Consider the following 20953-nt stretch of genomic DNA (forward strand, 5'->3'; position numbering starts at 1 on the left):
CTTATCTCTACCAAGTTACTACAGTTTTGATCGAGGAGACCACCGCATGCGCATCGAGCAGCTCGAGCACCTCGCCGCCGTCGTGCAGCACGGCTCGCTGCGCCGCGCCAGCGAGCAGCTGCACCTCTCCCAGCCCGCCGTCAGCGAGTCGCTCAGCAAGCTCGAGCGCGAGCTCGGCGTCACGCTGCTCGACCGTCGGCGCACGGGCGCACGCATCTCGCGCCAGGGGCGTGACCTGCTGCAGCACATGGTGGGGGTGCTCGAGGCGGTCGACCGGCTGCGCACCGCGGCCGGTGACCAGACCAGCGCGGCGCGCGTGGTGCGCCTCGGCACCGTCAACGCCGCCACCGCCACGGTGCTGGTGCCGGCGCTGCGCGCCGTGCAGGAGGAGGCCCCGGACCTCTCGGTGGAGGTGCTGACCCTGCAGCAGGCGCAGATCGAGGCCGGCCTGCTGGAGGGGTCCCTGGACCTGGGTCTGGTCAACGTGCTCGACGGCGACGACACCCCGGTCGAGCTGACCAGCACCGACCTGGTGCGCGGACGGCCGGTGGTGGTGCTGCCGCACGACCACCCGCTCACCGAGCGGGACGCGCTCACCGTGGAGGACCTGCGCGCCCAGCCCTTCATCACCATGCGGTCGGGCTACCTGATGCACCGCTTCGTGCACCGGCTCTTCGGCAGCGACCTGCCGCGCCAGCGGCACGTGACCGACGGCGCCGAGATGGGCAAGGTGATGGTGGCCGACGGGCTGGGGCTGACCGTGCTGCCCGACTTCAGCGTGCGCGGTGACCCGCTGGAGCGCGCGGGGGTGCTGACCCACCGCCCGCTGCGCCACGACCGCACCGGCGTCACGCTGGTGCTGCGCCAGCGGCGCGAGGCCCGGACCGCGCCCGCGGTCCGCGCCGTCACGCTGGCGCTGCGCGAGACCGCGCTGCTGGCCCAGACGGCCCAGACAGCCCAGACGGCCGCAGCCCCCGCCGAGTGATCTCGACGGGGGCCGCGGACGGTGCAGGTCCTGCTCAGATGAAGTCGTTCTCCGACAGCCAGTCCTCCGCCACGTCGGCGGGGTCCTCCAGGTCCACGGAGACGCGCTCGTTGAGGGCGGTCATCTCCTCCTGGGTCAGCGCGGCCGAGATCGGGTCGAAGATCTCGGTGAGCTCGTCGCCGTACTCGGCGTAGACGTCGTCGGTGAAGACCGGGCTGGGGTTGTAGAGGGGGAAGAAGCCCTCGTCGTCCTCGAGCACCACCAGGTCGAGCGCGCTCACGCGGCCGTCGCTGGTGAACACCTCGCCGAAGTTGCAGGGGTCACCCTCGGCCGCGGCCGAGTACACGATCGCGGTGTCGAGCACCGTCACGTTGTCGCTCGGGAACTGGTAGCCGTAGGTGGCCTCCATGCCCGGCAGGCCGTCGTCACGCGCCGAGAACTCGCTCTCCACGCACAGCGTCGCGGCGTCGGGGTCCTCCTCGATCAGGGTGGCGAGGTCGGAGAGCGTCTCGGGGTTGCCGAGGTCGTCGGCAGCGTCGGCCTGGTAGGCCAGCGCGTAGGTGTTGTTGAAGTCGGCCGGTGCGAGCCAGTGGAGGTCGTTCTCCTCCAGGTCGCGGTCGCGGACCACCTCGTACTGCTCGATGCGGTCGGCGATCGGCTCGGTCTCCTGGAAGAAGGAGATCCAGGCGGTGCCGTTGTACTCCCAGTAGGTGTCGATCTCGCCGTTGACCAGGGCGGCGCGAGCGACGTCGGTGCCGCCGGTGTTGATCTGGTCGGTCACGTCGGCACCGGCGTTCTCGAGCGCCAGCTTGCTGATGTTGCCCAGGATCAGCTGCTCGTCGAAGTCCTTGGAGCCGACGGTGATCGAGGCGCCGTCGAGCAGGCCCGCGGTGTCGCCACCTCCGCCTCCGCCTCCGCCGTCGTCACCACCGCAGGCCGCCAGGCCCAGCGTCATGATCAGGGCGCCGGAAGCGGCGAGTACTTTCCTGGTGTGCATCGTGCGTGCTCCTTTCGAGAGCGTTGTCGTGCCGGTGACGGGGTGCGCGGGTGCGCTGGAGCAGTGCTCTCAGACCCCGCGGGGTGAGAGCAGACGGCCCGCCATGCCGGCCAGGTAGTCGACGAGGAGCGCGAGCCCGGAGACCAGCACCACCCCGGTGATGAGGACGGTCTCGCGGTTGAGCGTGATGCCGTTGTAGACGACGTAGCCGAGGCCGCCGGCACCGAAGAACGTGGCGAGCGTGGCCGTGCCCACGTTGATGATCAGGGCCGTGCGCAGGCCGGCGACCATCACCGGCACGGCCAGCGGCAGCTCGACGCGGAGCAGCACCGTGAGCGACGACATGCCCATGCCCTTCGAGGCCTTGATCAGGTTCCGGTCCACCTGCTGGAGACCGACCATGGTGTTGCGCAGGATCGGCAGGAGCGAGTAGGCCACCAGACCCACCACGACCGGCGTGAAGCCCAGGCTGCCGAATGCCACGAAGATGACGGCCAGGAGGCCGAAGGAGGGGATGCCCTGCCCGATGTTGGCGACGCCCAGCACCACGGGCACCGCCGGTCGGGCGACGCGCCGGGTGAGCAGGATGCCCAGAGGGACCGCGAGCAGCACCACCACGAGGGTCGAGACCGCGGTGAGCTGCAGGTGCTCGACCGTCTTCTCCACCAGCAGCTCGCGGGTCAGCACCCGCTGCTCGATCGTGTCGAGCTCCTGCGAGGTCACCCAGTAGTAGGTGGCACCGAGAACTGCCGCCAGGAAGACCGGCATGCCCAGCCACTCGACCAACGTCGGCCGGTCGGCGTGGACGACCTTGACGGGAGCCGCGCCCGACCCCAGCGCTGCGGCGGCCGTCTCGCTCATCGAGGCTCCTCGTCGTCGAGCAGCTTCTGCGCCAGGTAGAACGCCGAGTGCTCGTCGCGCATGGAGCGCACCGCCACCATGATCGTCTCGAGGTCGACGACACCCTGGTAGGCGCCGTGGGCGTCGACGACGATCGCGCAGCCACCGTTGGAGGTGATCAGCTCGTTGAGGGCGTCGGCGAGCGTGGCCTGCGGCTCCACCAGCGCCCGTGCCTCCAGACCGATCGTGCGCAGGTCGCCGCCGCGGCGCAGGTCGCCCATGGTGACCCAGCGCGCCGGGCGGTTGCGCTCGTCGAGCAGCAGCATCGCCGACCAGTGCGAGTCCAGCAGGCGACGGCGCAGCTGCTCGACGTCCTCGTCGAGGCGGCCGGTGGGAGCGTCGGCGGTGACCTCGAGGTCCCGCACCCGCGAGAGGTTGAGCCGCTTCAGCGAGGCGCCCGCACCGATGAAGTCGGCCACGTAGTCGTCGGCGGGGTTGGAGAGGATGTTCTCCGGGGTGTCGAGCTGGGCGATGTGCGACTGGTCGCGCAGCACGGCGATCCGGTCGCCCATCTTGATCGCCTCGTCGATGTCGTGCGTGACGAAGATGATGGTCTTCTGGATCTGCGCCTGCAGCCGCAGGAACTCGTTCTGCAGACGTTCGCGGGTGATCGGGTCGATCGCACCGAAGGGCTCGTCCATCAGCATCACCGGCGGGTCGGCCGCCATCGCGCGGGCCACGCCCACGCGCTGGCGCTGACCGCCGCTGAGCTGCTTGGGGTAACGGCTGCGGTACATCTCCGGGTCCATCCCGATGGTGGTCAACAGCTCGTCGACCCGCTCGGCGATGCGCGGCTTCTCCCAGCCCACCAGCTTCGGCACGGTGCCGATGTTCTGGGCGATGGTGCGGTGCGGCAGCAGCCCGGTCTCCTGGATCACGTACCCGATCCGGCGGCGCAGCTCGTCGGGATTGCCCCGGGTGACGTCCTCACCGTCGAGGATGATGTGACCCGAGGTCGGCTCGATGAGCCGGTTGATCAGCTCCATCGAGGTGGTCTTGCCGCAGCCGGAGGGCCCCACCAGCACGAGGATCTCGCCGCGTCGCACCGAGAGGTCGAGCCGGTCGACCGCGGGCTTCGACTGGCCGGCGAAGGTCTTGGTCAGCTCGACGAGCTGGATCATCGGGTCGCCGGACTGCTCGCGCCCGGCGTCCGGGGCTGCGGCGTGCGGCTGGGCGTCGGTGGTCATCGGATACCTCGCGAGGTCGTGAAGCGCTTGATCAGGACGAAGACGGCGTCGAAGGCCAGCGCCAGGACGATGATGGCCAGCGTGCCCCCGTAGATGAGGTTGGGCGCGTTGGCGTTGGGCACCGAGCGGATGCCGCGGAAGATCTCCTGGCCCAGGCCCGGTCCGCCCACGAGCGCGGCGATCGAGGCGATGCCGACCACCACGAGGGTCGACACACGGATGCCGGTGATGATCACCGGCCAGGCCAGGGGCATCTCCACCTGCAGCAGGCGCCGCGTGGGCCCCAGGCCCATGCCGCGCGAGGCCTTGACGATCGCCGGGTCGACGCCGCCGAGGCCCGCCACGGTGTTGCTGATGATCGGGAGCAGCGCGTAGAGCGTGAGGCCGGCGATCGCCGGCGCGGCGCCCAGGCCCAGCAGGGGGATGAACAGCGCGAAGAGCGCGAGGCTGGGCAGGGTGAGGAAGAACGAGGCGACGCCGAGGATGGGCGCCCGGGTGATCCGGTAGCGGTGCGCCAGCACGCCCAACGGCAGTCCGGCGGCCAGGGCGATGCCCATCGAGATGAGGACCAGGCGGATGTGCTCCACCGAGAGCTCGAGCAGGTTGTCGTAGTTGTTGGACAGGTACTCGAGGAAGGTCACGTTCCTCCAGGGATCGGCCGTCCGTGCTCGTCGGGTCAGGCTGGGAGCAGGGCGGTTGGTCCGGCGCGGTCTTCTCCACGACGGCGGGGCTCGCCGGAGCGGCCCGTCAGGGCCACACGCGTCCCCCGAGAACGCGTTCCAGCGCGTGTGCTGCCCGCCCACCGTAGACGACGACCGCCGCCAGGTCCGACTAACCCGGGAACCGCCGACCCCGCGTCGCCGTCGGAGGTCGCATGAACCCACCACCTCCGCGACGCCGAAACCACCCTCCGACACACCGCCTCGCACGCCCCGCCGCGCTGCTCAGCACCCTCGGTCTCCTCGCTCTCCTCGCCGTCGGTTGCTCGACCGATCTCGACTCGTCCGACTCCTCGCCGTCCTCCGAGATCGCGGATGACTCGGGCGGCTCGGGGGGCTCCGACGGCGGCAGCGCTGCGGAGGCCGCGCCGCGGGCAGCAGCCGCCGAGTCGGCTCAGGACGCGGACACCGCGGTGCGCAGCACCGCGCAGGAGCCCGGCGCGGCCGACCCGCTCGCGGGCGCCCGATCGGTGATCTCCACCGCCACGGTGTCGCTGGAGAGCGACGACGTGGCGGCTGCCCGGTTCGAGGTGCAGCGCCTGGTCGACGAGCTGCGCGGCCAGGTGAGCGACGAGGAGACCGACGGCGGCGCCGACGACGTCCGTCGCTCGCAGCTGGTGCTGCGGGTGCCGTCGGCCCGGTTCGACGACGCCGTGGCGGCGCTCGAGGAGGTGGGACGGCTGCTCTCCTCGACCCGCACCTCCCAGGACGTCAGCGGCGAGGTGATCGACGTCGCGGCGCGCATCCGGGCGCAGGAGCAGAGCCTGGCCCGGGTGGAGGTGCTCTTCGCGCAGGCCACCAGCATCCGCGAGGTGGTGGCGGTGGAGGCCCAGCTGACCCGGCGGCAGGCCGCGCTCGACAGCCTCAAGCAGCGCCGGGCCTACCTGGCCGACCAGACCTCGCTGGCGACCATCACCGTGCACCTGCAGCGCACGCCCGGCCCGGAGGCCGAGCCGGCACCGGAGGAGGACGACGCGGCCGGCTTCCTGCCCGGGCTCGACCGCGGCTGGGGCGCGCTCACGGCCGCCGGCACGGCGCTCGCCACGCTGACCGGTGCGCTGCTGCCGTTCGCCGTCGTCCTGGCGCTGCTGGGCGTGCCCGGCTGGATGCTGCTGCGCCGCCGCGGGTCCCGGCTCCGGGCGGCCGGGGGCGGCGGGACGGCTCAGGCCAGCGGGTAGCCCTGCACGAACTCGGTGAGCCGCGCCAGCTGGTCGGGGTTCGTGCTGGGGATGACGCCGTGCCCGAGGTTGAACACGTGCCCGCGCGCCACGCGACCGGCCTCGATCACCTCGGCGGCGCGCGCCGTCATCACCTCGGTCGGGGCGAAGACCAGGGTGGGGTCGAGGTTGCCCTGCACGGCCCGCTCCCCCACCAGCGGGATGGCGCGCTCGAGCGGGGTGCGCCAGTCGACGCCGACGACGTCGGCACCTGCCTCGCCCATCTGGTCGAGCAGGTTGGCGGTGCCCACGCCGAAGTGGATCCGGGGCACGCCCAGCGCTCCGGCGCGCTCGAGCACCATCGCGGAGTGCGGTCGCACCAGGCGCTCGTAGTCGCCGGGGGTCAGCGCGCCGGCCCAGGAGTCGAAGAGCTGGACGGCGCTGGCACCCGCGGACACCTGCACCTCGAGGTAGGCGGCCGAGATGCGCGCGATCTTGGCCATCAGCGCCTCCCACACCTCGGGGGCGCCGAACATCATCGCCTTGGTGCGCGCGTGCTCCTTGGAGGGGCCGCCCTCCACCAGGTAGGAGGCGACCGTGAACGGTGCTCCCGCGAAGCCGATCAGCGGCGTGCCGCCCAGCTCGGCCACGAGCCCGCGCACCGCCTGGGTGATGAAGCCCACGTGGTCCGGCTCGAGCTCGGGGATGGCCTCGACGTCGGCGAGGGTCTGCACCGGCGAGGCCACGACAGGGCCGACGCCGGGCACGATGTCGAGGTCGACGCCCACCGCCTTGAGCGGCAGCACGATGTCGGAGAAGAAGATGGCGGCGTCGACGCCGTAGCGGCGCACCGGCTGCAAGGTGATCTCGACGACGAGCGCGGGATCCATGCAGGCCTCGAGCATGCCCACGCCCTCGCGGATGGCCAGGTACTCGGGCAGAGAGCGGCCCGCCTGGCGCATGAACCACACGGGGGTGTGCGTCACCGGCTCCCCGCGCGCGGCCCGCAGGAACTGGCTCTCCGCGAGGCGCGGGTCGCGCGCGGCGGGGCTCTCGGCGGGGGTGCTGGCGGCGTCGGTCACCCCGCAAGCGTGGCAGGTCGCCCGGCGTGTTCGCATATCGGATCGTCGCCGCCGCCCTACTGTGAGCCCATGGTCGCTCGATCCGAGACGCGCCCCGGCACGGGCGCGGCGGTGCCGCCCCCGCAGTTCCGGGCGGCGGTCGCCTCCATGAACGCGGCCACGATGCGACCCGAGGTGTTCTGCGAGGAGATGCCGGCGCCGCAGCGCATCGCCCCGTTCGCCGCCGCCCTCTCGGCCGACGTGACCGTCGAGGGCACCGACGTGGGCACCGGGCGCGTGATCGTGCTGCACGACCCCGCCGGCAACGACGCCTGGGCCGGCACCTTCCGGCTGGTGGCCTACGTGCGCGCCGAGATCGACCTCGAGCTGGTCACCGACCCGCTCCTCGCCGACGTCGGCTGGACCTGGCTCACCGACGCGCTGGCCGGCCACGACGCCGCGCACCACGCGGCGTCGGGCACCGTCACCCGGGTGGCCACCGAGAGCTTCGGCGAGATGGGCGACGAGGGCGGCACCGCCCAGGTCGAGATCCGCGCCTCCTGGACGCCCGACCACGACCCCGACGAGGCCCCCGACCTGACCGCGCACGTGGAGGCCTGGGGCGAGCTGCTGTGCACCGCCGCGGGGCTGGAGCCGGTGCCCGAGGGCGTCGCGGTGATGCCCAGCCGGCGCGGACAGCGGAGCACCGACCCCCGATGACCCCCGAGCAGGACCCGCACGCCCCCGCACCGTCGTCCCAGGTGCCCGACGAGCCCGCACCCGAGCCCGCACCCGAGCCGGCACCCGAGCCCGAGCCGCTCCCGCTGCTCACGCTGGCCGACGGCCTGCCCGACCTCGTCGACGACGACGCCGCGCTCACCCGTGCCTGCGCCGACCTCGAGGCCGGCGAGGGGCCGGTGGCCATCGATGCCGAGCGTGCCTCCGGCTACCGCTACTCCAACCGCGCCTACCTGATCCAGCTGCGCCGCGAGGGCAGCACCACGTGGTTGATCGACCCGATCGCGCTCACCAGCCTCGCGCCCCTGCAGGAGGTGCTGGAGGGCACGGAGTGGATCCTGCACGCCGCCACCCAGGACCTGCCCTGCCTCACCGAGCTCGGCCTCGAGCCCACCGCCCTGTTCGACACCGAGCTGGCCGGGCGGCTGCTCGGCTACCCGCGGGTGGGCCTGGCGACCCTCGTGGAGTCGCTCCTGGGCTTCCGGATGAAGAAGGAGCACTCGGCCGTCGACTGGTCCACGCGACCGCTGCCTCGCCCCTGGCTGGAGTACGCCGCGCTCGACGTCGAGGTGCTCGTCGAGCTGCGCGACGTGCTGGCCGAGCAGCTGGTCGACGCCGGCAAGGACGGCTGGGCGCGCGAGGAGTTCGACCACCTGCGCTCCTTCGCCCCCACCCCCCGCGTGGACGCCTGGCGACGCACCTCCGGCATGCACCGGGTGCGCGGACGTCGAGGGCTGGCCGCGGTGCGCGCCCTGTGGGAGACCCGCGACGAGATCGCCCGGGCCCGCGACGTGACTCCGGGCCGGATCATCCCCGACGCCGCCATCGTGGTGGCCGCCACCGCGATGCCCACCGAGCGCCGCACGCTGCTGGAGCTCAAGGGCTTCCACGGCCGGGGCGCCGAGCGCTACGCCAACCGGTGGGTGGGGGCGCTGCGCGAGGCCGCCGAGCTGCCCGAGGAGGAGCTGCCCACCCGCAGCCCGCGCGGCGACGGACCCCCGGTGCCGCGCGCCTGGGCCGAGAAGGACCCGGTGGCCGCACGCCGCCTGGAGCTGGCCCGTCCGGCTCTGAGCCTGGTGGCCGAGCAGCACGAGCTGCCGGTGGAGAACCTGCTCACCCCCGACTACCTGCGACGCGTGCTCTGGTCGCCGCCGCGCACCCGCGAGCCCGCGGAGCTCGAGGCCGCCGTCACCGAGGCCCTGACGGCGCTCGGCGCCCGGCCCTGGCAGTGCGGGCTGGCCGCGCCGGTGATCACGGCCGCGGTGCTGGCCGCCGACGAGCCGCCCGAGCCCGAACCCGATGCGCCGGAGACCGAGCCCGCCGAGCCCGCTGAGCCCGCCGAGGACTAGGGGGTCTCGCTGGCCTCGTCGCCGGCGTCCTCGCTGGCCTCGTCGGAGGGGCTCTCCGACTCCAGTCCCTCGGGGTCGAGCACGGTGCGCGACTGCTCGTCGATCTGCGTGGTGAGCGCCTCGACGTCGGGCACCGGGGTGGTGAACAGCTGGCGCAGCGGGGCGCGCACGGCCTGCTCGAGGTCGGCGTAGCTCTCGATCAGCGGGAGCAGCAGCAGGTCGTCGATGCTGTCGGTGAACACCTGCGCGTGCTCGGGCAGCTGCCCGGGCTGCTGGAAGTCCGCCGAGCTGGCCACCTCGAGGTTGGCGGGCACCAGGTAGCCCTGGGCGCTCACGCGCGAGACGGCCTCGGCGGAGACCAGGTAGACCAGGAAGTCCGCGGCCGCCGCCTGGGCGCCGGTCTCGGAGGAGATGCACAGGCCGGTGAGGTCGCCGGTGGTGACGGCGTCGTCGATGACCGGCATCGGCAGCACGTCGAAGTCCAGGCCCTCCTGCTCGCGCAGCGCGGGCGTCGCGGAGCGGAAGCCCGGCACCATCGCCAGCCGGCCGCGCGCGAACCACTCCAGCGGCGTGGCCTCGGCCAGCTGCTCGTCGGTCAGGGTGACGGCGGGATCGCGCAGCAGCTCGAGGGTGGGCGCGAGCGCCTCGCGCGTGTCGTCGCTGGAGAACGCCAGCGAGGTCGGCTCCCCGTTGTCGTCGAAGAGCTGACCGCCGCCCGAGTAGACGAACGGGGCGAGGCCGCGCAGCGTGGGCTCCACGTACACGCCCTTCGTGCCGCGGCGGGGACGGCTGGCGAACTGCGCCGCCGCCCGGAACTGGTCGAACGTGAAGCGCTCGATGTCACCGGTCTCCTCGTCGGGGACCGGTGCGTCCAGGCCGCGCTCGGCCATCCGCTCGAAGTCCACGAGCGCGGTGTTGTAGTAGACGACCATCGGCGAGGAGCCGTAGGGCATGCACTGCTGGTCGCCGTCGGCGGCGAAGGCGAGCACGGAGTCCCGCGAGTAGCCGTCGCCGAAGTCGACGCCGCGCTCGTCGACGAGCTCGCCCAGCGGGGTGCTGCGTCCCGCGGCGATCGTCTCGTCCAGGTCGGCGCGGGAGAGCAGGAAGACGTCGGGCGGTGTGTCGCCGTCGCGCACCTCCTGCGCGAGCGCCTCGGCGTCGGGGAACGCCTCCAGCGTCACCTCCACGCCCTCCAGGCTGTCGTTGTAGGTGTCGACGACGCCGCGGAAGGCCTCCACCTCGGCCTCGGAGCCGTAGGCGCCGAAGGTGAGCTCGATCGTCTCCGCCGGCGGACGGGGCGTCGGGGTGGGGGCCGGCGTGGGGTCCTCCTGTCCGTCGCAGGCCACGAGCACGCCGGCGGCGAGAAGGGTGGCCAGGGCCGTGGCCGCGCCGCGTCTTGCCCGGCGCCGTTGCTCTGCCATGTACCTGGGTGCTCCCTCGTGACGGCCTCGTGCGGACCTGGCAGAGCCAGGAGCCGTCACCCTACCGGCCGCTCCGGCGGGTCGTGGTACGGCGCGGCTGCGGCGACGACGGCGTCGAAGAGCTCGCGGCCCAGCGCGGCGCCCTCGCGGCGGACGCCGTCGTCGCGCAGCCGCAGCAGCCGGTCCAGCCGCACCTCGCTGGGGCGGCCCTGGCTGTCCCAGCCCCCGGTGCCGAGGTCCATCCAGTACCGGCCGTGGCGCGCCTCGTCCTCGGCGTCGCGGTCGTGGTCCTTGCTGGTCAGGTAGAGGCCGCGCCACTCGCCGTCGGCGCCGCGGCCGAGCAGGAGCACCGGCCGGTCCTTGCCCTGGCTCGGGTCGTCCTCGTAGGGGACGTGGGCCCAGACCACCTCACCGGGGTCGGGCTCGCCGTCCTGCTCGGGTGCGTAGGTGACTCCCATGACCGCAGGGTAGGCGCCGATCGGTGGTGCGCGCCGGACCGGGAAGCGCCTCACGGCGCATGGCCGCTCGTAGCGGCTTCTTGTGGGACCCGGGGCTACCGCAGCCCGACGCGCACCGACTCACCACGATAGCGAGCCGTTCCCCACCGTTCCAGCCGCCCGGACGTAGGTTCGGGTGATGAGGCAGACACCGGTGCGCGTGCTCGTCCGTGGACTCCTGGGCGTCGTGCTCGCCGTCGGGCTGGGGGGATGCACCGACGGCGGGGACGATCCCGAGGCGGAGCCCCTGCCTGGCTCGTCCTCGACGCCGACGGGTGTCGAGCCCATCGCGTTCCTCGCCGAGCCGAGCGGGCGGCGCTCCTGCGCGAGCCTCGGGGGCCCCCGGGGCTCCTTCGTCATCTGGGCGCGGGTCCGAGTCGTCGATCCCGTCACCCTCGGCGACGTCCTCCCGACTGGTCAGGGCGCCCTGCCGGGCGCCTCGCTCACCCTGCGCACCTTCGTGTCTTCCGACCCTGGCCCCGACGCCCCCGACTACGGGTTCTCCCGGGACGGCGTACCGGGAGAACCGGTCTCGGACCCCTCCGACGACGAGCCCGCCATCGGCGGCGAGGTCGGCAGCGCCGGCCGCGCGGCGGCGTCCGAGGCCTGGTCCGAACGGCAGCCGGCGCGCGGCGTCGAGCTGGAGCCGGGCACCCACTACCTGTTCGTCACCATCGACGCCGCCAAGGGCTTCGAGCTGGGCCCGCCCGAGCTGGCGTGGAGCCAGGGCGAGAGCACGGGGCAGGCACGGCTACCCCGACCGCTGTTCGGCCGCGTCCGCTGCGGCGGCTGAGGATCCTGCCCGTCAGGCCAGCCCGCGGGCCAGCTCGAGGTGACCGGCCGCCTCGAGCTGCTCGGCCAGGGTGAGGGTGCGGCGCACCTCGGCGTCGCTGGCCTCGGCCCGCGAGGCGCGGCCGGCGGCGACGACCCGGGCGAACGCGGAGGCGCGGAAGAGCACGTCGGCGAAGTCGCCGACGGCGATGCCGCGCAGCACGGCGTCGACCATCGCCTTGAGCTGCTCGGGGCCGGGCGGGTCGGCGACACCGGCCACCACCCGGGCCACGGGTGCCCGTGACCGACCCTCCTCGAAGTCGGCGGCGAGCTGCGCCGGCGCGGCGTGCACCCAGGAGCGGAGCAGGTAGAGGCGCCACAGGCAGCCGGCGAGCGAGTCGGCCGGGGCGCCGGACCACACCTCGGCGATGGTCTCGATGCCCTCGGTCTCGGCCAGGCGCAACACGCGGTCGGCCACCGCGTCGTCGTCGCTGCCGCGCACGCCCCGCACCAGCAGCGCCGCCGCACGGTCACCGGCCTCGCGCACCAGCGCCGGGTCGGTGCCGCCCTCGAACTCGTCGAAGAACTCACCCTCGCGCTGGGTCGGCCGGTGGTGGGCTCGTTCGGACACCCGGCCGACTCTACGTCGGTGCGCCCGGCCCGGGTCGGCCCAGGCTCAGGCCGCACCCACCTGGGCGAGCGCCTTGCGGATCCGCTCGTCGCTCACCTTGCCCGCGGTGCCCAGGTGCTGGGCCCACAGCGAGACCCGGTACTCCTCGAGCAGCCACCGCACCTGCCGCAGCGCCGCGTCCGGTGGCCGCCCGGTCGGCTGGGCCGCCACCTGGTGCAGGTAGGCCTCCTGCAGGGCGCTCACCCGGTCCATCAGCGCGCGGTCGCGGTTGACGGCGGCGCCGCCCTGCCCCAGCGCCTCGCGACGCTGCACCAGCGCGCGCAGGTAGACCGGGTAGCGGCGCAGCTGCGCCAGCCCGGCCCCGGCCACGAACCCGGGGTGGACCAGTCGCTCCAGCTGGCCCTTGAGGTCCGAGAGCGCCGGCAGCATGGTCATCTCGGCGCGGCCGCTCAGCAGCTTGTCGGCCTCGCGCCACAGGCCGAGCACGCGCACCAGCTCGGGCACCAGCGCACGCACCGCCTCGGCACCCGCCTCCTGGCGTGCCCGTGCCACGAGCGCGTCGAAGGCCGGCTCGTCGCGCACCGGCGGCGCGTCGTCCACGAGCTGGCGGACGACGGCGGCGCGGGCGTCCTCGAGCAGGTCGGCCACCGTCGGGTACGGGGAGCCGGCCAGGCCCAGCTTGGCGGTGTTGTCGAGCCCGTCGAGCACCTCGCGCACGGGCGAGCGGGTGGCCAGCAGCGCGAGCCGCGCGACGCCGAGCCGGTGGCGGGCGTCGCGCTCGGCGGCCGAGCCGCACACGCGCAGGCCGACGGCGTCGCCCTCGTCGTCCAGCCCGGGGTAGGCGTGCACCTCGTGCCCGGCGCGCACCTCGCGGAAGCTCTCCGGCACCTCGCCGAAGACCCAGGTGGTGGCGCCGCTGCGCGCCAGTCCGGAGCTCTCGGCCACCTCCGCCATCGCCTGCGCGAAACGCGGGCGCAACGGCTCCTTGAGCGCTTCGAGGTCCTTGCCGCGCGCCTGCTCGCCCCCGCCGTCGTCGACCACGCGGTAGGTGGGGCGCAGGTGCTCGGGCACCTTGCCCCAGTCCCAGGCCTCGCGGGGCACGTGCACGCCGGTGGTGGCGCGGCACCAGCGCTCGAGCGCGTCCAGCAGAGGTTCCTCGCCGACGGGGGTGGCGGCCAGGAACTCCCGCGCACGGTCGGGCGCCGGCACGAACGAGACGCGCAGGTTCTTGGGGAGGCTGCGGATCAGGCTGGTGACGAGCTCGTGGCGCAGGCCGGGCACGTTCCAGGAGAAGTCCTCCGCCGAGACCTGGTTGAGGGTCGCGACCGGCACCTCGATGGTGAGGCCGTCGTCGGCGGCACCGGGCTCGAAGTGGTAGCTGATCGGGAACGTCAACCCGCCCTCGCCGTCGGGGTTGCCGCTCACCCACCGCTCGGGATAGTCGGCCTCGCGCACCTCCTCGGCGGTGTCGTGCGTGAGCATCGCGGAGTCGAACGTGAGCAGCTCGGGGTTGCGGCGGCGCTCCTGCTTCCACCACTGGTCGAAGTGGGCGCCGCTCACCACCTCGGCGCCGACGCGGGCGTCGTAGAAGTCGAAGAGGGTGTGCTCGTCGACCACCAGGTCGCGACGGCGGGCGCGGTGCTCGAGCTCGTGCGCCTCCTCGAGCAGCTGCCGGTTCTGCTCCAGGAAGCGGTGCCGGCTGCGCCACTCGCCGTAGACGAGGGCATGACGGATGAACAGCTCGCGTGCCAGGGGCGGGTCGATCCGGCCGTACTGCACCAACCGGTCGGCCACCAGCGGGACGCCGTAGAGCGTCACCCGCTCGCGCGCCACCACCGAGGCGCGCTTGAGCGACCAGTGCGGCTCGGAGTAGGTGCGCTTGGCGAGGTCGCCGGCCAGCCGCTCGGCCCACTCCGGCTTGATGGCGGCGTTCTGACGCGCCCACAACCGGCTGGTCTCCACCAGCTCGCCCGCCATCAGGAACTGCGGGTTGCGCCGCTTGAGCACGCTGCCGGGGAAGATCGCGAACCGGGCGCCGCGGGCGCCGAGGTACTCGCGGGCGCCGCGCTCCTTGCGGTCGCGCTCCTCGAGCAGACCCACGTGGCTGAGCAGCCCGGAGAGCAGCGCCTGGTGGATGCCGTCGGCGTCCGGGGTGTCGGCCGGTCGTCCGACCTCGATGCGCATCTCCTTGCACACCTGGCGCAGCTGGCTCTCGAAGTCCTGCCACTCGCGGACCCGGAGGTAGTTGAGGAACTCCCGCTTGCACATCCGCCGGAACGCCGAGCTGGAGAGCTCGCGCTGCTGCTCCTTGAGGTAGCGCCACAGGTTGAGCCAGGTGAGGAAGTCCGAGGAGTCGTCGGTGAACCGCGCGTGCTGCTGGTCGGCCTGCGGGCGCTGCTCCACGGGCCGCTCGCGGGGGTCCTGCAGCGAGAGGGCGGCGGCGATCACCACGACCTCGCGCACGCACCCCAGCCGCTCGGCCTCCACGATCATCCGGGCCAGCCGCGGGTCGATCGGCAATCGCGCGAGGCGCCGCCCGAGCTTGGTCAGCCGGCCCTCGCGCAGCGCACCGAGCTCCTCCAGCAGCTGGACCCCGGCGCTGACGTTGCGACGGTCGGGCGGCTCCACGAACGGGAAGCGGTCCAGGTCGCCGAGCCCCAGGCTCGCCATCTGCAGGATCACGCTGGCCAGGTTGGTGCGCAGGATCTCGGGGTCGGTGAACTCCGGCCGGGACTCGAAGTCCTCCTCGGAGTAGAGCCGGATCGCGACGCCTGCCTCGACGCGCCCACACCGTCCCGAGCGCTGGTTGGCCGAGGCCTGGCTGATCGCCTCGATCGGCAGGCGCTGCACCTTGGTGCGCACCGAGTAGCGCGAGATCCGCGCGACGCCGGTGTCGACCACGTACTTGATGCCCGGCACCGTCAGCGAGGTCTCGGCCACGTTGGTGGCCAGCACCACCCGGCGGGTGGCGTTGCCGTGGCTGCTGAACACCCGGTGCTGCTCGGCCGCGGAGAGGCGCGAGTAGAGCGGCAGCACCTCGGTGCGCGGCAGGTCGGCCAGCGCGTCGGCGGTGTCGCGGATCTCGCGCTCGCCGGGCAGGAAGACCAGCACGTCGCCCGGTCCCTCCTGGCCGAGCTCGCGGACGGCGTCGACGATGGCCTCGGTCTGGTCGCGGACCACCGGCTCGCCGTCGTCGTCGTCCTCACCGAGGTCCATTAAGGGCCGGTAGCGCACCTCGACGGGGTAGGTGCGGCCGGAGACCTCCACGACGGGTGCGTCGAAGTGCTGCGCGAAGCGCTCGACGTCGATGGTGGCGCTGGTGATGATCAGCTTCAGGTCGGGGCGGCGCGGCAGCAGCCGCCGCAGGTAGCCGAGCAGGAAGTCGATGTTGAGGCTGCGCTCGTGCGCCTCGTCGATGATGATCGTGTCGTACTTGCGCAGCTGGCGGTCGCGCTGCAGCTCGGCCAGCAGGATGCCGTCGGTCATCAGCTTGACCCGGGTGCTGCGGGTCGTGCGGTCGGTGAACCGCACCTGGTAGCCCACCGGGCTGCCCTCGCCGCCGAGCTCGGTGCCCAGCTCGCTGGCGATCCGCTCGGCCACCGAGCGCGCCGCGATCCGGCGCGGCTGGGTGTGCCCGATGATCCCGCCCTCGCGACCCCCGCGCCCGCGACCGAGCTCGAGGCAGATCTTGGGCAGCTGCGTCGTCTTGCCCGACCCCGTCTCACCGGCCACCACCACCACCTGGTGGTCGCGGATGGCGGCGGCGATGTCGTCGCGCCGCTGGCTGACCGGCAGCTGCTCGGGGTAGGTGATCGACAGCTGCTCGGTGGTCATGGCTCGGCCCATTGTGCCGACCCGGCGCTACCGCGCGCTCCCGGAGGTGCCCCGTCGGCGCTTCTGCGCGGCAGCCCAGCGGGCGCCGCTTGCCTAGAACGTGTTCTCGTTGCGAGGATCGGGCGGTGACGCAGACGGTGGATCCGACGGCCGGGAGCGACGTGCTGGGCACCTGGGACCTGGTGGTCGTGGGGTCGGGGGGCGGGGCGCTGACGGCGGCGGCGCTGGCAGCGCGGGCCGGGCTGAGGGTGTGCGTCGTCGAGAAGACCTCCTACCTGGGTGGCACCTCGGCGTACTCGGGCGGGGCGTGCTGGCTGCCCGGCGGCCACGTGCAGGCCTCGGCCGGACTGCCGGACTCCACCGACGGCGCGCGCAGCTACCTCGCCGCGATCCTCGAGGACCCCGACACCGCAAGGGTCGAGGCCTTCCTGGCCCACTCCCCCGAGCTGGTCCGCGAGCTCGACGACGACCCGCTCCTGTCGTTCTCGTGGCTGCCGTTCTCGGAGTACTACGACGCCCCGGGGCGCGTGCCGTTCGGCCGGTCGATCCAGCCCGCCGAGGTGCGCCGCGACGAGCTGCCGCCCGAGGTGGCCGCCTGGGTGCGGCCACCGGTGGAGCGCGACCGCGCCGGGCAGGGCGGGCGCCGCACGCTGACCGGCGGCCAGGCGCTGATCGCCCGGCTGGCGTGGATGCTGGTGCGCGACGGCGGCGAGGTGCGCACCGACCTGCCGGTCACCGGCCTGCTCACCGGCGACGGCGTCGATGGCGGGGGCGCCGTGCGCGGGGTCGCCGCCATGACGCCGGAGGGCCCCGTGGTGCTCGAGGCCCGGCGCGGCGTCGTGCTGGGTGCGGGCGGGTTCGAGGGCGACGCCGCCCGCCGGGCCGAGCGCGGCGTGCCCGGCGACGTCGCCTGGACCATGGCGCCCCGCGGCACCAACACCGGCGAGCCGCTGCAGGCCGCCATGGCCCTGGGGGCGGCCACCGACTTCAGCGCCGGCGGCTGGTTCTGCCCCGGTCTCGAGCAGCCCGACGGCGGGGGCTCGTTCACGCTGGGGTTCCGCGGCGGCGTGATGGTCGACGCGCACGGTCGCCGCTACGTCAACGAGTCGTTGCCCTACGACCGCTTCGGCCGCGAGATGGCGAAGGACGCCGCCCGCGTGCCGTCGTGGTTCGTGTTCGACTCCCGGGAGGGCGGGCGGCTCCCCGCGATCGCGATGCCCGAGGGCGAGCCCGAGGAGCACCTGGCTGCCGGCACCTGGGTGCGGGCCGACTCGCTGGAGGAGCTCGCGCAGGCCGCAGGGGTGGCAGCCGAGCAGCTGACAGCCACCGTCGAGCGCTGGAACGCCGCCTGCGCGCGGGGCCGCGACGAGGACTTCGGTCGGGGCGAGGACGAGTACGACACGTTCTTCGCGGGCGGTGGCGGGCCGCAGGCGGCGCTGGTGCCGCTGGACCAGCCGCCCTACCTCGCCGCCCGGTTCGTGCTCTCCGACCTCGGCACCAAGGGCGGCCTGGTCACCGACGTCGCCGCGCGGGTGCTGCGCGAGGGCGGCTCCCCCATCGAGGGCCTGTACGCGGTCGGCAACACCTCAGCCTCGGTGTTCGGCGCCGTCTACCCGGGGCCGGGTGCGCCGCTCGGCTCGGCGATGGTCTTCGCCTCGCTGGCCGTCCGCGACCTGCTCGCCGACCGGCGAGCGGCGGGTCAGAACGGGTAGTCGGCGCGCGGGGTGTCGAGCGTGGTGACGTAGAGGCCGACGACGCGACGGTCGCCGTCGAGGGCCACCCGACCCACCCAGCTGCCGGCCTCGCAGGCCAGCTCGGCGTGGGCCACCAGCACGCCCAGCACCGGGTCGCCGTCGGCCACCGCGCTGCCGTCCGGCGTCTCGAGGCGGGGCTCGCGGCACTGCTCGAGGTTGCCGGTCTCGGCCACCACCTGGGCCCAGGTGCCGAGCACGGTCTCGCGGGTCAGCACGGCGGCGACCTCGTCGGTCATCTGCTCGCGCACCGCGTCGTAGTCGCCGGCGTCGAGGCGGTGCCAGAGTCGCTCGGCGGTGGCGAGCAGCTCGCCGGTGCGCAGGGGCGCGGGGGTCATCGGGTCTCCTGTCCGGGGGTCGCGGGGGCTGCCGAAGCGCTTGAACGCCGCCTGGCGGCTGACGCCGAGGGTGCGGCCGACCTCGGCCCAGCTGTGGCCGGCCTCGCGTGCCTGCTGCACCGCGGTGCGCAGCGACTCCTGGGCCTCCCGGGCGTTGCGGTCGGCCTCGCGCACGCCCTCGAGGGGGTCACCGCCCACCGCGCTGCGCCGATCGGCCCGCCGGCACGAGCACGCCGCCCATGATCACCCCGACCGCCCAGAAGCCGGGCTCGTCGCCGGCCAGGAAGACGACGAAGCCGATGACGAGGCCGACCACCGCGGCGATGGCGAAGTCGACCGGGTCGACGACGCCGCGGTGCGTGCCCGAGTAGCTGCCCGCGAAGAGCATCACCCACAGCGAGAGGGCCAGCACCGCGCCGATCACGTACCCGGGCCAGCCGATGCCCGTGAGCAGGCCGACGACGAGCGTCATGGCGGCGCCCGTGGCCAGCAGGGGGGCAAGCTTGTTCATGCCCCGATCCCAGCGCACGGCGTCAGGGATGTCAACCAAGGGTTGACAGACTCCTCTGCCTCACCACCTGCCCACGTCGGTGAGGCAGAGCAGCAGACCGCCCGGCGCGCGCAGCACCCGCCAGGTCTCGCCGGGCTGTGGCGTCACCACCTCGGCGCCCAGCTCGAGCGCGCGATGCTCGGTGGCCTCCATGTCGCCGCAGGCGAGGTCGAGGTGCACCTGCTTGCGGCCGCCCTCGTCGGGCCAGGCGGCGGGCTCGTGGTCTGCCACGCGCCCGAACCCGAGCGCCGCGCCCACGGGCTCCTCCACCCCGGGCACGACCATCGCGTACTCGTCCTCGGCGACCGCCACCTGCCACCCCAGCAGCGCCGCCCAGAAGGCGGCCGCCGCACGGGGGTCACGGCAGTCGAAGGAGGTCATCTTCAGCGTGGCGGTGGCAGGGCCGCCGGTCGGTGTCGTCATGGCTCCACCCTCCCTAGGATCAGCGGGTGCCGGATAGGAGAAGTGCGACGGCGACGACGGCCGGCATCCTGCGCCCCGAGGAGTTCGCCCGGCACGTGCAGCTGACGCGTCGCGAGCCGGCGCCGGACCTCGCCCGGTGGGTCGAGAACCACTGGCGGCTGCGGTGGAGCCTGCCGCCCGGCCGCACCTTCCCCAGCCAGGTGCTGCCGCACCCCACCTGCAACCTCACGGTCGAGCGCGGCTCGCCCCGCGCCGGCGTCGGCGCCGAACGGGTGCTCGTCACCGGCGTGACCACCGAGCGCTTCGACGTCGCCACCACCGGTGAGGGCTGGGTGTGGGGGGTCCGCTTCCGGCCGGGCGGTCTCGCCGCGCTGCTCGGCAGCTCGGTCCGCCCACTCACCGACCGCACCGTCGCCGCGTCCGCACTGCTGCCTGCGCGGACGGTGGGGGTGCTGGGCCGACTCCACGCCGGCCTCGGCGACGAGCAGGCGGCCGACCTGGCCACCGAGGGACTGCGGCACGCCGCCGCGGGCAGGGTCACCCAGGGCGACGCGGCCTACGACGAGGTGATCGCCCTGGTGGAGGCGCTGCTCGCCGACCGCTCGCTGGTGCGCGTCCAGCAGGTGGTGGAGCAGCTCGGGGTGCCGCGGCGCCGCCTGGAGCGGCTCTTCTCGCACCACCTCGGCGTGACGCCGAAGTGGGTGCTGGCCCGCTACCGCATGCACGACGTCGTCAGCGACCTCGACGACGGGTACGACGGATCGCTCGCCGACCTGGCCGTCCGGTACGGCTGGTACGACCAGGCGCACTTCGGCCGGGACTTCGCTGCCCTGGTGGGGACCACGCCCGGCGCGTACCGGGCGCAGCGCGCGGACAGCGCGTTCACAGGTGGCGCACAGGCTGGCGGGGCAGGGTAGGCACGTGCCCGAGCCCGACCTGACCCGCGCCGACGGATCACCCCTCCACGTGCTCGTCGTCGACGACGAGGTCAACATCGCCGAGCTCGTGGCGATGGCCCTGCGCTACGAGGGCTGGCAGGTGAGCACTGCTCACACCGGCAGCCGGGCGGTGGCTGCGGCGCAGCAGGCACGGCCGGACGTCGTCGTCCTCGACATGATGCTGCCGGACTTCGACGGCCTCGAGGTGATGCGGCGCCTGCGCGCCGGCGACCCCGACGTGCCCGTGCTGTTCCTGACCGCGCGCGACGCCGTCGAGGACCGCGTCGCGGGACTGACCGCCGGCGGCGACGACTACGTGACCAAGCCCTTCTCCCTCGAGGAGGTCGTCGCCCGGCTGCGTGCGCTCGTGCGACGCGCCGGCGCGCTGCGCGCGGCGACCGGCGCGCAGCTGGTGGTCGGCGACCTGGTGCTCGACGAGGACAGCCGCGAGGTGAGCCGCGCCGGCCTCGAGATCACCCTGACGGCGACCGAGTTCGAGCTGCTGCGGTTCCTGATGCGCAACCCGCGCCGGGTGCTCAGCAAGGCGCAGATCCTCGACCGGGTGTGGAGCTACGACTTCGGCGGCCAGGCCAACGTCGTCGAGCTCTACATCTCCTACCTGCGCAAGAAGGTCGACGCCGGCCGCGAGCCGATGATCCACACCATGCGCGGGGCCGGCTACGTGCTGAAGCCGGCGCCGTGAGGC

General features: G+C 73.7%; 20 protein-coding genes. 8 read left to right on the forward strand and 12 right to left on the reverse strand.

The annotated features are described in order from the left end of the window. The first annotated feature begins 46 nt into the window (after positions 1 to 46). Positions 47 to 985 (forward strand): LysR family transcriptional regulator, encoded by a 939-nt coding sequence (locus tag ABD948_RS09495; RefSeq protein ID WP_345265100.1) that lies wholly within the window; start codon positions 47 to 49, stop codon positions 983 to 985. A 34-nt stretch (positions 986 to 1019) separates the two neighbouring features. Here ABD948_RS09495 and ABD948_RS09500 read toward each other — a convergent pair whose 3' ends face one another. The 4 genes from ABD948_RS09500 to ABD948_RS09515 all read right to left on the reverse strand — a co-directional run bounded on the left by ABD948_RS09500 (position 1020) and on the right by ABD948_RS09515 (position 4710). Then, positions 1020 to 1982, reverse strand: a complete 963-nt coding sequence (locus ABD948_RS09500; protein ID WP_345265102.1) for a glycine betaine ABC transporter substrate-binding protein — start codon at positions 1980 to 1982, stop codon at positions 1020 to 1022. Between the two features lie 69 nt (positions 1983 to 2051). After that, positions 2052 to 2843, reverse strand: a complete 792-nt coding sequence (locus tag ABD948_RS09505) for an ABC transporter permease (protein ID WP_345265104.1) — start codon at positions 2841 to 2843, stop codon at positions 2052 to 2054. Continuing rightward, the gene (locus ABD948_RS09510) at positions 2840 to 4069 is read right to left on the reverse strand and encodes an ATP-binding cassette domain-containing protein (RefSeq protein WP_345265106.1); all 1230 of its coding nucleotides are present in this window, start codon (positions 4067 to 4069) and stop codon (positions 2840 to 2842) included. Before ABD948_RS09510 ends, ABD948_RS09505 begins: the two co-directional genes overlap by 4 nt. After that, positions 4066 to 4710, reverse strand: coding sequence for an ABC transporter permease (locus ABD948_RS09515; protein WP_345265108.1), 645 nt, complete (start codon positions 4708 to 4710; stop codon positions 4066 to 4068). The genes ABD948_RS09510 and ABD948_RS09515 overlap by 4 nt, the downstream gene beginning before the upstream one ends. Positions 4711 to 5201: 491 nt before the next feature. Here ABD948_RS09515 and ABD948_RS09520 point away from each other — a divergent pair, with 491 nt between their 5' ends. Next, a complete protein-coding gene (locus ABD948_RS09520; RefSeq protein WP_345265110.1) occupies positions 5202 to 5966 on the forward strand; it encodes a DUF4349 domain-containing protein in 765 nt (254 codons plus the stop codon). Here ABD948_RS09520 and hemE read toward each other — a convergent pair. After that, a complete protein-coding gene (hemE, locus tag ABD948_RS09525) occupies positions 5951 to 7027 on the reverse strand; it encodes a uroporphyrinogen decarboxylase (protein ID WP_345265112.1) in 1077 nt (358 codons plus the stop codon). The two genes, ABD948_RS09520 and hemE, sit on opposite strands and share 16 nt — an antisense overlap. A gap of 69 nt (positions 7028 to 7096) precedes the next feature. Between hemE and ABD948_RS09530 the strand changes: the two genes are divergently transcribed. Both ABD948_RS09530 and ABD948_RS09535 read left to right on the forward strand, forming a co-directional pair. Next, complete coding sequence (locus ABD948_RS09530) at positions 7097 to 7726, forward strand: DUF3000 domain-containing protein (RefSeq protein ID WP_345265114.1); 630 nt, start codon at positions 7097 to 7099, stop codon at positions 7724 to 7726. Continuing rightward, entirely contained in the window at positions 7723 to 9093 is a 1371-nt protein-coding gene (locus ABD948_RS09535) for an HRDC domain-containing protein (protein WP_345265116.1), read from the forward strand. The genes ABD948_RS09530 and ABD948_RS09535 overlap by 4 nt, the downstream gene beginning before the upstream one ends. Here ABD948_RS09535 and ABD948_RS09540 read toward each other — a convergent pair. Both ABD948_RS09540 and ABD948_RS09545 read right to left on the reverse strand, forming a co-directional pair. Further along, positions 9090 to 10514, reverse strand: coding sequence for an ABC transporter substrate-binding protein (locus tag ABD948_RS09540; RefSeq protein ID WP_345265118.1), 1425 nt, complete (start codon positions 10512 to 10514; stop codon positions 9090 to 9092). The two genes, ABD948_RS09535 and ABD948_RS09540, sit on opposite strands and share 4 nt — an antisense overlap. Positions 10515 to 10570: 56 nt before the next feature. Continuing rightward, positions 10571 to 10972: a type II toxin-antitoxin system PemK/MazF family toxin gene (locus ABD948_RS09545; protein ID WP_345265120.1), complete on the reverse strand. Its 402-nt coding sequence runs from the start codon at positions 10970 to 10972 to the stop codon at positions 10571 to 10573. A gap of 178 nt (positions 10973 to 11150) precedes the next feature. On the opposite strand from ABD948_RS09545, the gene ABD948_RS09550 reads away from it, so the two are divergent. Then, on the forward strand, positions 11151 to 11804 hold the full coding sequence (locus tag ABD948_RS09550) for a hypothetical protein (protein WP_345265122.1): 654 nt from the start codon (positions 11151 to 11153) through the stop codon (positions 11802 to 11804). A gap of 12 nt (positions 11805 to 11816) precedes the next feature. On the opposite strand, the gene ABD948_RS09555 is transcribed toward ABD948_RS09550, so the two are convergent. Both ABD948_RS09555 and hrpA read right to left on the reverse strand, forming a co-directional pair. Beyond that, positions 11817 to 12413, reverse strand: coding sequence for a hypothetical protein (locus ABD948_RS09555; protein WP_345265124.1), 597 nt, complete (start codon positions 12411 to 12413; stop codon positions 11817 to 11819). 45 nt (positions 12414 to 12458) lie between these two features. Further along, entirely contained in the window at positions 12459 to 16247 is a 3789-nt protein-coding gene (gene hrpA / locus ABD948_RS09560; RefSeq protein WP_345265126.1) for an ATP-dependent RNA helicase HrpA, read from the reverse strand. Positions 16248 to 16372: 125 nt separating this feature from the next. On the opposite strand from hrpA, the gene ABD948_RS09565 reads away from it, so the two are divergent. Next, a complete protein-coding gene (locus tag ABD948_RS09565; protein WP_345265128.1) occupies positions 16373 to 17959 on the forward strand; it encodes an FAD-dependent oxidoreductase in 1587 nt (528 codons plus the stop codon). Here the strand turns inward: ABD948_RS09565 and ABD948_RS09570 are convergent. From ABD948_RS09570 to ABD948_RS09580, 3 genes are read right to left on the reverse strand one after another with little or no spacing between them, the layout of a single operon-like run. Next, positions 17947 to 18534 carry a hypothetical protein gene (locus ABD948_RS09570; protein ID WP_345265130.1) on the reverse strand — a complete coding sequence of 196 codons (588 nt, stop codon included), beginning with the start codon at positions 18532 to 18534 and terminating at the stop codon, positions 17947 to 17949. The two genes, ABD948_RS09565 and ABD948_RS09570, sit on opposite strands and share 13 nt — an antisense overlap. Then, positions 18524 to 18847 (reverse strand): hypothetical protein, encoded by a 324-nt coding sequence (locus ABD948_RS09575; RefSeq protein ID WP_345265132.1) that lies wholly within the window; start codon positions 18845 to 18847, stop codon positions 18524 to 18526. Before ABD948_RS09575 ends, ABD948_RS09570 begins: the two co-directional genes overlap by 11 nt. A 60-nt stretch (positions 18848 to 18907) precedes the next feature. Beyond that, positions 18908 to 19309 (reverse strand): VOC family protein, encoded by a 402-nt coding sequence (locus ABD948_RS09580; RefSeq protein ID WP_345265134.1) that lies wholly within the window; start codon positions 19307 to 19309, stop codon positions 18908 to 18910. Positions 19310 to 19335: 26 nt separating this feature from the next. Between ABD948_RS09580 and ABD948_RS09585 the strand changes: the two genes are divergently transcribed. Together ABD948_RS09585 and ABD948_RS09590 are read left to right on the forward strand one after the other, a co-directional pair. Continuing rightward, on the forward strand, positions 19336 to 20226 hold the full coding sequence (locus ABD948_RS09585; protein ID WP_345265136.1) for a DUF6597 domain-containing transcriptional factor: 891 nt from the start codon (positions 19336 to 19338) through the stop codon (positions 20224 to 20226). Positions 20227 to 20230: 4 nt separating this feature from the next. Continuing rightward, the gene (locus ABD948_RS09590) at positions 20231 to 20950 is read left to right on the forward strand and encodes a response regulator transcription factor (RefSeq protein ID WP_345265138.1); all 720 of its coding nucleotides are present in this window, start codon (positions 20231 to 20233) and stop codon (positions 20948 to 20950) included. The last annotated feature ends 3 nt before the right edge of the window (positions 20951 to 20953 follow it).

It is taken from the genome of Nocardioides nanhaiensis (assembly GCF_039542785.1).
In the GTDB taxonomy this organism is placed as follows: Bacteria; Actinomycetota; Actinomycetes; order Propionibacteriales; family Nocardioidaceae; genus Nocardioides; species Nocardioides nanhaiensis.

Bases quoted from the DNA above. Each gene is read 5' to 3' on its own strand.
- ABD948_RS09540 (WP_345265118.1), bottom strand. From the start codon at position 10,514: ATGGCAGAGCAACGGCGCCGGGCAAGACGCGGCGCGGCCACGGCCCTG.
- ABD948_RS09505 (WP_345265104.1), bottom strand. From the start codon at position 2,843: ATGAGCGAGACGGCCGCCGCAGCGCTGGGGTCGGGCGCGGCTCCCGTC.
- ABD948_RS09545 (WP_345265120.1), bottom strand. From the start codon at position 10,972: ATGGGAGTCACCTACGCACCCGAGCAGGACGGCGAGCCCGACCCCGGT.
- ABD948_RS09510 (WP_345265106.1), bottom strand. From the start codon at position 4,069: ATGACCACCGACGCCCAGCCGCACGCCGCAGCCCCGGACGCCGGGCGC.
- hrpA (WP_345265126.1), bottom strand. From the start codon at position 16,247: ATGACCACCGAGCAGCTGTCGATCACCTACCCCGAGCAGCTGCCGGTC.
- ABD948_RS09495 (WP_345265100.1), top strand. From the start codon at position 47: ATGCGCATCGAGCAGCTCGAGCACCTCGCCGCCGTCGTGCAGCACGGC.
- ABD948_RS09550 (WP_345265122.1), top strand. From the start codon at position 11,151: ATGAGGCAGACACCGGTGCGCGTGCTCGTCCGTGGACTCCTGGGCGTC.
- ABD948_RS09535 (WP_345265116.1), top strand. From the start codon at position 7,723: ATGACCCCCGAGCAGGACCCGCACGCCCCCGCACCGTCGTCCCAGGTG.
- ABD948_RS09580 (WP_345265134.1), bottom strand. From the start codon at position 19,309: ATGACGACACCGACCGGCGGCCCTGCCACCGCCACGCTGAAGATGACC.
- ABD948_RS09530 (WP_345265114.1), top strand. From the start codon at position 7,097: ATGGTCGCTCGATCCGAGACGCGCCCCGGCACGGGCGCGGCGGTGCCG.
- ABD948_RS09500 (WP_345265102.1), bottom strand. From the start codon at position 1,982: ATGCACACCAGGAAAGTACTCGCCGCTTCCGGCGCCCTGATCATGACG.
- ABD948_RS09575 (WP_345265132.1), bottom strand. From the start codon at position 18,847: ATGAACAAGCTTGCCCCCCTGCTGGCCACGGGCGCCGCCATGACGCTC.